General features: G+C 41.7%; 4 protein-coding genes. 2 read left to right on the top strand and 2 right to left on the bottom strand.

From position 1 onward, the window contains the following. The first annotated feature begins 622 nt into the window (after positions 1 to 622). Positions 623 to 2,608, top strand: coding sequence for an NB-ARC domain-containing protein (locus QT992_RS11175; protein ID WP_333342855.1), 1,986 nt, complete (start codon positions 623 to 625; stop codon positions 2,606 to 2,608). Positions 2,609 to 2,850: 242 nt separating this feature from the next. Here the strand turns inward: QT992_RS11175 and QT992_RS11170 are convergent, their stop codons facing one another. After that, entirely contained in the window at positions 2,851 to 3,048 is a 198-nt protein-coding gene (locus QT992_RS11170; RefSeq protein ID WP_333229020.1) for a hypothetical protein, read from the bottom strand. Between the two features lie 263 nt (positions 3,049 to 3,311). On the opposite strand from QT992_RS11170, the gene QT992_RS11165 reads away from it, so the two are divergent. Further along, positions 3,312 to 5,090: an SWIM zinc finger domain-containing protein gene (locus tag QT992_RS11165; protein ID WP_333342912.1), complete on the top strand. Its 1,779-nt coding sequence runs from the start codon at positions 3,312 to 3,314 to the stop codon at positions 5,088 to 5,090. A gap of 9 nt (positions 5,091 to 5,099) precedes the next feature. Here QT992_RS11165 and QT992_RS11160 read toward each other — a convergent pair whose 3' ends face one another. Further along, the gene (locus tag QT992_RS11160) at positions 5,100 to 9,857 is read right to left on the bottom strand and encodes a CHAT domain-containing tetratricopeptide repeat protein (RefSeq protein WP_333342911.1); all 4,758 of its coding nucleotides are present in this window, start codon (positions 9,855 to 9,857) and stop codon (positions 5,100 to 5,102) included. Between the last annotated feature and the right edge of the window lie 333 nt (positions 9,858 to 10,190).

Genomic DNA, 10,190 nt, shown 5'->3' with positions numbered 1-10,190 from the left:
CCCGTGCCCGCCCAGCCCCGTGCCCGCCCAGGCCCGTGCCCGCCCAGCCCCGTGCCCGCCCAGGCCCGTGCCCGCCCTGCCCCGTGCCCGCCCTGGCCCGTGCCCGCCCAGCCCCGTGCCCGCCCTGGCCCGTGCCCGCCCTGGCCCGTGCCCGCCCTGGCCCAGACAGGATAAATTGGGCATTTCAGCGATCGGGGCAACCACGGGGGGTTTGCCCCTACAGGAGAATGAAACAGCCCTGCCTCTAACGGCAACTGAAACAAGCTCTAAACCTCCACCAATCAAGTATCCCGATCGAGCAACTGCTCCAAATTTCAGCCGATCGCCCCTCAATGATTCTGTTGTCTATCTCGTTTACCTCGTCCTAAGTGAGAAAAAAGCCCATATAATCAAGTTACAGCCCAGAAGTCTTGGTTGGCCCCACCCCTCATTTCTTCTGTTGTCTATCTCGTTTATCGCGTTCTAAGTGAGAAAAAAGCCCATATAATCAAGTTACAGCCCAGAAACCTCTGTTTCCAATGCCAAAATTTCTGTGTTCGCTGATTTCGCGCGATCGCCCCGTCCTTTCCCAGCTATCTTTGAATAGAACCGCCCGCTTTGTAATACCTGTATTCAACGTAGTATGAAACTTCCCGAAGATTTTTTAATAACTTTAGCCACTAAAGTTGGCATTTCCGAAAACGAATTTGAGGTCTTATCAAGAGCAATCAAAGGCGAATCCATGTCTGATATTTCAGACCAGCTTCGCGTTCGCAAAGATGCCTTACAAAAACGCCTGGGAGAAGTATATAAAAAATTTGAAGTTCAAGGTGCCGGGCCTGGAAAATTAGCCAAACTCCAGCAAATTCTCGTAACTGAATACCAGAAACAAGTTGCCAATAACCGTCACGATGCTACAACCGACCGCGAAGTTTATCCAACCGTCGTAGAGAATACCCGCTTCCAAGACACAACTATCCCTCAATTCTCACCGCGTATTGATTGGGAAGAAGTCCCAGCTAAAGAACCTTTCTACGGGCGGCATTACGAAATAGAAACTCTCAAAAAATGGATAGTGACAAACCGTTGTCGAGTAGTCACAATTTGTGGCATGGGAGGGATTGGCAAAACAGCATTAGCTACCCAAACTCTACAACAAATTAAAGGGGAATTTCAAACCATAATCTGGCGAAACCTCGCCACCTCTGGCCCCCTTGAAAAACTATTGCCAGACATCTTGCAATTCCTCTCTCATCATTCAGAAATCGACATTCCCAAACCCAGCAACTCACTCATCTCCCAGTTAATAGAATATTTGCGTTTAACCCGCTGTTTATTAGTCTTCGATGAAGTCGAAACTATCCTCGAAAGCGGACAGCTACCAGGACAATACCGTCCCGGATACGAAAGTTACGGGGAACTCTTCCAACAAATAGCACAAACCTCTCACCAAAGTTGCCTGCTTCTCATCAGTTGGACTCACCCTATAGAACTCGATAATTTAGCAGAAAGAACCTTACATTGTCGAGATTTAGAACTGAGAGAATTACCTGAAAAGGATGCCAAAGAAATCATTTTATCCGCCCCCCACGTTTCTACTTCAGAGAGTAATTTACTATCAGAACTCATTTACCTATATGGCGGTAATCCCCTCCTATTAAAAATAGCCGTCACTCACGCTCAAGATATGTTAGCGGGCAATTTAGCACAACTAATTAAAAAAACTCCGTCGGTTATTGAGGGCATTGTCCGAGATTATTTTGAGGAGAAATTTCAGGATTTTCATGAATTAGAAGTAAAAGTATTGTCTTGTTTGGCGAGCAATAAACCCGCCACCCTTAGCGAGTTGCAATCGAGTCTACTATTTGCTGAAGACTTATCAGAATTGAAACTGGCTGTAGAAATTCTAATCGAGCGATCGCTCCTGCAAGCCCTCACCGAGTCTGGGGAAGAACGCCTGACAGTCAGCCCGCAGGCTAGGCTATTTGTCACCCATCAATTAATCGCTAAATACCTGAATCAAATTGGTTACAAGAAATACTTAGAGAGTGAGTTACAGACGGCAAAATGTTATTTAACACAAACCCTTCGCTACAATCCAGAACTGCCAGCAGCTAACTACAATTTAGGGTCAACCTACGAAAAACTAGAAGATTTGCCCAACGCTCGCCAGCACTACAAAAAAGCAGCAGAATATAAAAACAGTCGCGCTGCCGGTGCGGCTGTCAATAATTTAGCTCGATTGGAAATTCTCAGCGAAAATTTTGACGTAGCGGTAGAGCTAATTCTCTCCATTTTGCCAAAAGTTAATGACAAAATGGTGCAAGTCACGCTCCACAAAAATTTGGGATGGGCTTATCTAGGGCTGCAACTTTACAGTGACGCCGAGACTCACTTGCAAAAAGCAATTGAATTAGATAAATCCTATACTGTAGCACACTGCTTGCTAGCACAAGTTCTCGAAGCAAAAGGGGATACAACAGCAGCTCTTTCTTGCTGGCAAAAATGCCTGAATTGCTCGACACAAGGCCAACAACAAGAAGGTGTGGCGTGGAAACTTCCAGAATTAAGTATTTGGAAGAGTTTTGCCCGCGAGAGGCTCAGTGCTTCGGGCAGAGAACCTAATTAATTAAATTTTAATTAAATTACAGTAGGGTGCGTCAGTAGTTCTCAGTTTTTCGCTCCTGCTTCACCATTTAACTAGCTGACGCACCCTACTGAAAGCTCGCTAACAATTAAAGTTATTTAGGATCGCAAATTAAATAACTTACAATTTTAATTGTTATTGTGGGATGGGCGTCCCGCCCGTCCTTTTTGGACGGGCGGGACGCCCATCCCACAAACTTGTGGAAGTTATTTAATTCTCATTCCTTAGTTCGGAGGAACTATCGGATCGTCCTCTCCAGAACTACATTTTGTTCTGCGCTCAGCTTGGGCAATTTCCATCAAGCAATAACTACCAATGGCTGATACTAAACTTGCCTCTATATTGGCAATAATTTCTCCCGCAGCATTGGGAACCCCCATTACTAATAATGTCAGGGGGGTAGATGAAACTATAGGTATCACAGCTCGTTTCTCCGTCAAAGAAAGGGATAAGGGAGAAGCTAGTTGGCCAACTGCGCTCTATTATTAACCAGGGGGTAGGGAAACAATTATGCAAAATTTTCAGAAAAAATTTCCCCTCATCAAGCTGCAAACCTTCTCAGTGCTTGCTTTACGGATTATTAAATTTTCTGTAAATCTTACATTGAGAGGTAATTAAATCCTAGGCAGAGTACATCTCTGAGGTAAAATCAAGTCAAATCCTTTAATTGCTCAGGCATAGTCTCATGCCAATTCCCAAACTTAGTGAAGCGACGATCCAGCACAATACCTCTGCCGCCTCCCTCAAGGGCGGTGAAACTTACTATTTAGCGGGTAATGTTACTAGCGCTGTCCTGCGTGGCAATATTGTGCAAGCAATAGTGGAGGGTTCTGAAGTTCAACCTTACCGTATTACGATAAACTTTGATGACGCTCATGTGGCATCATCAAATTGTACTTGTGCTTACGATCGCTTTGGGTGGTGTCAACATATTGTTGCTACCCTGTTATTATGTCTGCGACAACCACAAATAATTGAGCAGCGCCCCACACTGGAACAGTTACTCGATCGCCTAAACGATGTACAAACCCAGCAATTAATACAAAATTTAGTAGAAAAGGAGCCCTCACTCATTGATCCGATCGAACGATACGTTAACTTAATTGCTATTCCTACGCCTCCACAGCAACCTACTAAAGCACCTCGTCCCACCTCCATTAATCCCGCTCCCTTTCGACAACAAGTACGACAAATTTTGCGAAATGCTGTGCGTTATTTCGAGGATGGATGGGAGGAAGAAGACCCCATTACAGAAGAACTTTTCGATGTGATTCAGCAAGCACAGGAATTGAGCGCAGAGGGAGATGGTAACAACGCCTTAGTAATTTTACAAGCCATCACCGAAGCCTGCGTTAAAGATTGGGATGACGTAGAAGAATATGGCGCTGAAAGTTCTGATATAGCTAACGCTTTGGATGAAGCTTGGACAGAAGCCATTTTGACGGCTGAACTAACTGCTGAAGAAGAGATCGATTTCCAGGTGATGTTAGAAGCTTGGCAAGATGAATGGGATTGCGATTTCACCATGAGCTTGAAAGCTTTACGCCAAGGTTGGGATGATCCCCTAATTCAACAGGTACTTCAAGGAAACACTACTGGGCAAGAAATAGGAGCTAATGACGCACCAAAATGTGCTAAGAGCTTAGCATTAATTCGCTTGCAAATCCTCGATCGCCAGGAACGCTATCAAGAATACTTATACTTAGCCCAAGCAGAAAACTGCTCTCAACAATACTTGACGATGTTAAGTCGTTTGGGGAGAGTAGAAGAAGCAGTGGAAGCTGCTGCTACTCAGATGAAATCAGCGGAAGATGCTTTTGCTCTCGCTCAAAGTTTACAAGCACAGGAAGCCCAAGCTGAAGCTCTCAAAATTGCTCAAACTGGGTTGAATTTGTCAGGCAATTGCCTTTATAAACTGGCAATTTGGACGAGTGAGTTGGCTGTTGAGTTGGGAGAAAACGAAGTTGCATTAAATTCTAGAATGCGCGTCTTTCAAATCAAACCATCCTTTGCCGATTATCTTTTAGTGAAGGAGTTTGCAGGAGACAGTTGGTCAACTGTGAAAGCAAATTTGTTGGCAACTCTGAGAAGTGATAGAAGTTGGGGAGTTTCTGAAGCACAGGTTGATATTTTTCTCTATGAGGGACTTATTGAAGATGCGATCGCTGTTGCTGATGGCTTGAGTGGCTACGAATCGGCACTGATTCACCGAGTAATGGGGGCTGCGATCGCCCACCGCCCCGATTGGACGATCGCCAATGCTTGTCGGCTTGCTGAATCGATTATGGATCGGGGAAAATCAGAGGATTACGATCGTGCAATTAAGTGGTTGGAAAAAGCCCGCGCTGCCTATTTACAAATGGGGCAAAATCTTCAGTGGTGTGCTTATCGTTCTCAACTTATGCAAGTACACAATCGGAAGCGGAAGTTAATGGGGATGCTGAAGAGTCCAGATTTAGATTGAGGCTGAAGTTTACCGTAAACCGGAACAAGTGAAAGCGGCCCAATAAAAAGGGTCAGCAAAAGGGAAATCTAAGCAACTAATTATTTGCAGTCGTTGCAAAGTTTTGTAATTGCGTGTTGCTGTTTCGGCCCGCTTTTCTTCCTCTTGTAGCCATTGCAGGTAGTCGGGGGAACCTTCGGGATAGGAATTACGCTGGTTTTCTGCAAACTGGCGATCGCCCTCCGCCTCTTCAAATTTGCGTTCTAATAAATCAGCAAGTTGGGGAGAATAGCAAGCGACAAATTCTGATCCAGAGAGCGATCGCAAATTTATTTGTGCTTGCTGCAAGGCTTTTGGGCGGCTACTTCCTTGCTGCCGAAGTTTGTGATAAAAAATTGAAAATAAGGCTGTTGCTAAATCATCTACAGCCCACAGCGTACTCACAACACTCCGAGCACCTGCACATAAAAAGCCCGTCGATAATGTCAAAATATCATCAGTAATTTCCGTAGTTCCTAACCCAGTTTCACAACAGGATAAAAACACATCAACTAGATGAGGAAGCCGCCAGCCCGGTGTCATTAACTGCCCCAAAGTAATGCTACCATCTGCCAATTCCAGTCGGGATTCTAACGGATTATCAAGGCGAGATTGAGCATGATGGCTAGAGATAATTCCCTGGACTTGTAGAGAAAGTTGCCGATAGTTGCTGACCGTTGCTTGGCTACGTCCTCGTAAGTGTTGTTCATTGCGAATATTATACAGTTTGGCAATTTGTTCACCCTCAAAACTTGCACAGGGTAAATCTTCCGTTGCATCTTCCACAATACCATACATTAGTCGATCGTTAACAGGTGGACGTTTGTGGCAAAATTCTAAAACTTGACAACTAGGACTGTAACGAATTAGAAATTTATCTCCTAAATATTGACCATTTTCTAAGGGTAAAGCAGCAAAAGGAATTTGGTGTAGGCAAAGGTGAGGAACAATAATCAGTTCCTCGATATTATTAAGGTACTGACTAATCAGGTTATCGATTTGCAGGCGGCGGGAAAGTTTCGATAAAAACTGCGGAATTCGATTTCTCCACTTAGCTTTACATTGTAATTGCTCTTGGATTAATTTACTTGAATCGCCAGCCTCCAAGTAGGGTTTTAGCCAAGCTTCATGAAGCCATTGTTGTAAGTTTTTCCCTCGTTTTCTGGTTATTTTGTACAAATTAACTTCGGATTGTCGCAAAACAAATATATATGTATCTTCATCAGTAGTGTAAAAATTAAGTATTGCTGTAGTAGGGCGATCGATGAGTTCTTGGATCGCGGTTAAATTAGGGGGACTGACTTGAATTTCGCCCGCTAAAACCGGATCTAAACGTCTTAGTTGTTCCCAAATTTGTTGTTTTTCACTTTCTAAACCTTGGATATTTTCACTAATGGCTTCTAAAGCTGCTCTATTGCGTGTACAATCCATATCAATTAGATCCTTAGCTCTAACTGCAATTAACTTCTGCTTTTTACTTGATTTCTTTAAACCGTAACGTTCGCAATCTATCTGTCGTTGAATTCCTTCAAATTCTGCTAAATATTCTTCTATTTCTGAAGGTATATCTCCATGAGAGTAAAGGTCATTACTGGCAATTAAATCTACTAAGCGACGAGAACGGGAACGTTCTACATATTCAAAAGCTTGTGGAAAATTTTTCGTATTAACTAATGCTTGTACAATATGTTCATAAAGATATATATCTTCTCCTAAAATTTCTTGGCGGCGTCGATCGGTATTAGCCCAAACTCGCAATTGTTCTAAAGCTTCAATAGCAAGACAATACCCTTCAATGGCTTCTCTCCATAGTCCTAATTTGAAGGCAATTTGACCTAAAACTTGTCCCGAAATCAGACAAAGTTGGGGGAAAGCTTGAGGAGTTCTGACTTTTAATGCTAACTTAAAGTATTGCATTGCTTCGGTAAACTGCTCTAAATTGTGGTAGAGATAACCTAAATTATTTTGTACAGTTGCCCAATTTTCCGGAAAATCTTTGAGAGTATAAACTTCTAAAGCAGCTTGGTAATAGTCCCGCGCCAGTTTTAGGTTTTCGTCAATACTTCCTTGAGTGCGATCGCTATAAGCATAACCTAAGTTTAATTGCACCATAGCCCAATCTTCAGGAAAATATTTCTGAGTATAAAATTCCAAAGCTGACTTATAGTAAAAAATAGCCATTTCTAAATTTTCAACTTCATTTTGAATACTGCGCCTCCTATAGGCATTTCCTAAATTATTTTGGATCATTGCCCAATTTTCAGGGTTAATTTGACGGGTATTTACTTGCAAAGCCATTTGATAGTAATTAATGGCTATTTCTAAGTTATTATCCTCCTCTCCTAGCAGACGTTCGCTATAAGCACTACCAATATTATTTTGCAGCATGGCCCACTGTTCAGGGAAATCTGAACGAGTATATATTAGTAAAGCATTTTCATAACATTTGATAGCACTTTCTAAACTTTGTAAGGAATCGCCATAAATTCGTTCACTATGAGCAATTCCTAGATGCTGCTGTGTTTCCGCCCACTGTTCGGGATAATTTTCATAATTACGAACTTGCAAAGCATTATTAAAAGCTTCAATTGCTAATTCTATATTTTCGAGACGGCTACCATATTTGCGATTGAGGTAAGCAATCCCTACATTATTTTGAATCATCGACCATTGTTTACGATTAAATGCTTTTTGATAAGATTCAAGACAGGTAAGATAAAGAACAATAGCTTCTTCTACATTTTCTGCTTGATTCCCTTGAGCATTTCTTAAATAAAAAGTTCCTAAGTTATTTTTGAGCAAACCCCAAATTTCAGGAAATTGACTATAACAGCAAGCATCTAAAGCAATTTTATAATAGCCTAGAGCTCGATCGAGGTTATCAAGTCGCTCTCCTTTAACTCTATTTTGATAGCCATACCCTAAATTATTCTGAATTTTCAACCAATTTTCTAAATAACTCTCTGGATTATAAATATTTAAGGCATTTTGAGAAGCAGCAATTGATGCTTCAATATTTTCGGAAAAATCTCCTTTTAGTCTCTCTAAATAAGCAACTCCTAAGTTAAGTTGTATCAGTCCCCACACTTCTGTAAAAGTCTCAGAATTATACACTTGTAATCCTAATTCATAATATGCAATTGCCCGTTCCAAGTTATCGGAATATTTCCCCCTTGTAGAAAGGTAATAGGAAAATCCTAAATTATTTTGAGTGTTCGCCCAATTGTCGGGATAGTCCTCACGATTATAAACTTGTAAAGTAGCCTCTATCAAACTCCTACCTAATTCTATATTCTGTTCTTGACTTCCCTTGAATCTGCTGAGATATGTCGCCCCTAAATCATTATGAATAAAAGCCCATAATTCAGGAAATTCTTCTTTTTTACAAAATTGTAGAGCAGTTTGATAACACTCAATCGCTTTCTCAAGATTATCAGCACGATTTTCTATTTTTTGACGGTAAGCATCTCCCATACAAAATTGGATCGTACTCGATTGTTCGGGGAAGTCTTCAGCACTATAAACAGTTAAAGCTGCTTGATAACACTCAATTGCTTTTTGGAGATTGTCGTCTCGATTCTCTTCAATTGTAATATAAGCATTACCTAAGCTCTCTTGAGTTTCTGCCCACTGTATGGGAAAATCCGTATAAGTACGGACTTGTAAGGCATTGTGAAAAGCGGCGATCGCCCTTTCAATGTTATCTAATTTTTCTCCTTGAATACGATTATAATAAGCTAGACCCAAATTATTTTGAATTCTTGCCCAATCTGTAGGATTATCCTCTTTTGGATAAACAGCCAAAGCAGCTTGGTAATATTTAATTCCTAGTTCTATATTTTCCGATTCATCTCCCTTAATACGGTGGAGATAAGCCAAACCTAAATCATGCTGAACTTCCGCCCCTTTTAAGGGAGATTCTTGACAATTCCACGCTTTCAATGCTAATTCAAAAGCAGCGATCGCCCTCTCCAGATTTTCTTCTAAATCACCTTCAACTCTGTCAAAATAAACTAAACCTAAGCGATGTTGAATCAAACTCCCTAATTGCGGTTCCTCGGTATCATTACAACATTGTAAAGCTAATTCATAACACTCAATTGCCCTTTCTAAATTCCTGCTACGGTTCCCAGCAAGGCGAATTTGATAAGCAAATCCCAAATGGTTTTGAGTAACCAACCAATCCTGCTGGTAATCTTCCCGATCGATCGCAGTCGCTACTTGTTGATATCCCGCGATCGCAATTTCAATATTGTTTACACAGTCGCCCAGAGTAAATTCTTGAATAAGACCACTAAAAGTGCCAATTACAGTGGCTATATCGTAAGCTTCTTCAGAATCTAATTTCGCTAAAACGTCAGTTGCCCAACTTCGCAAAAACCCAGCAAAATTATCATCTAATTTATCTAAATTTTTCTCTAAAATAGGATACACAACTTCTGCATCTCCTTCGCTTGCTTCGATTGCTTCCAAGACTTCTATGAAAAAATTTAATAAGTCTTGAGAATTAGCTAATTTAGACCTAATTTGAATTAAGTCTTTTATCTTCGCCACAGCACTCCGCAGCCAGTCATATCCCTCTTCATTTTCCTCAACTAATAACTCATCTGCCACATCCTCCATCACCTCTAATAAACTTTCATTAAGGATGTCTGAATAGTCATCCAAAATATCTCGTTCTTCACCTTCGGGACAGGTACGTAGCATTTCAATTAGGTGACGATAAGCAGAGTTGAGCTGTTCTTTCATGTTACATTTTTTGGGTTAATATCATTTTGGGTTTTATATCAATTTGGGTTGCACGAGCGACATGATATAGAGGAGACGGCAGTCCCCTTGGACTACCCGGATTAATTTTCGGAACAGGGGGCACTGCGCCGTGTCGAAAGCTGTGGGTAATATTAATTCCGATGGTAGGGGAGTTGAGATCATAGGAGTGCAAGTATCTGTATCGTTATAAATATATAGGGTGCATCTCAGTTTTGGATTTGTAGTGCGAGCGTCCTCGCTCGCGTGCTTTCTAAAACACGCGAGCGAGGACGCTCGCACTGTAAAAAAAAGCTTTTTGCGAAAATGAGATGC

It is taken from the genome of Microcoleus sp. T3_D1 (assembly GCF_036700405.1).
Lineage (GTDB): Bacteria > Cyanobacteriota > Cyanobacteriia > Cyanobacteriales > Microcoleaceae > Microcoleus.
This window is presented reverse-complemented; position numbering and strand designations above follow the sequence as displayed.

What these genes read in the sequence shown, in the direction of transcription:
- QT992_RS11160 (WP_333342911.1), bottom strand. Translation starts at nt 9,857, where the DNA reads ATGAAAGAACAGCTCAACTCTGCTTATCGTCACCTAATTGAAATGCTA.
- QT992_RS11165 (WP_333342912.1), top strand. Translation starts at nt 3,312, where the DNA reads ATGCCAATTCCCAAACTTAGTGAAGCGACGATCCAGCACAATACCTCT.
- QT992_RS11175 (WP_333342855.1), top strand. Translation starts at nt 623, where the DNA reads ATGAAACTTCCCGAAGATTTTTTAATAACTTTAGCCACTAAAGTTGGC.